The organism is Bradyrhizobium sp. CCBAU 45389 (assembly GCF_028128625.1).
Lineage (GTDB): Bacteria > Pseudomonadota > Alphaproteobacteria > Rhizobiales > Xanthobacteraceae > Bradyrhizobium > Bradyrhizobium liaoningense_B.
This window is the reverse complement of sequence record NZ_LBIY01000023.1, coordinates 1-674: the sequence shown is the minus strand read 5'-3', so window position 1 is coordinate 674 and position 674 is coordinate 1. Positions and strand designations below refer to the sequence as shown.

Here is a 674-nt window from a genome sequence, read left to right as displayed (position 1 = left end):
TCGTTGAAGGAGGTCGAGGCGGATATCGCGCGTGAAGCGATGTCCGATCCGATCATTCGGCGGCTGATGACGCTCCCGGGTGTGGATATGACGGTGGCTTCGGGCGTGGCCGCGGCCGTCGGCGACATTCGGCGCTTTGCCGATCCGACCAGGCTGGTGAGCTACCTGGGGCTAAACCCGAGCGTAAGGCAGTCTGGCGAGGGCTCCGCCTACCATGGCAGGATCACCAAGCAGGGCCGCGGCCAAGCTCGCGGAATGCTCGTCGAAGCAGCATGGGCTGTAGCCCGTTCGCCGGGACCGCTGCGTGCATTCTTCCAGCGCGTGTCTTCACGACGCGGCAAGCACATCGCGGCAGTCGCGACGGCGCGGAAGCTGGCGATGATCATCTGGCATATGCTGACCAAGAGCACTGACTACATCTGGACCAGGCCGGCCCTGCTGGCGCGCAAGTTCCGGAGCATCGAACTGCGCGCTGGATTACCCACCAGCCATGCCAAGCGTGGATCGGCCTATGATTACAACATCCCCGCGAAGAGGGCTGAGGAACGAGCACGCGTGGAATCCGCCGAGAAGGAGTACACGAGGTTCACGTCCCGGTGGCGGGCAAAGCCACGATCCCGACACAGCAAGGCTTCCGCGACATAGGGCTTGTCTACAACATCCGTGTCGGTCGG

Annotated in this window: 1 protein-coding gene; it reads left to right on the top strand. The window is 63.6% G+C overall.

Annotated elements, in window-relative coordinates; all coding sequences use genetic code 11:
- A partial coding sequence (locus tag XH79_RS06795) for a transposase (RefSeq protein ID WP_333938830.1) occupies positions 1–645 on the top strand: 645 nt, incomplete at its 5' end.
- Positions 646–674 lie beyond the last annotated feature (29 nt).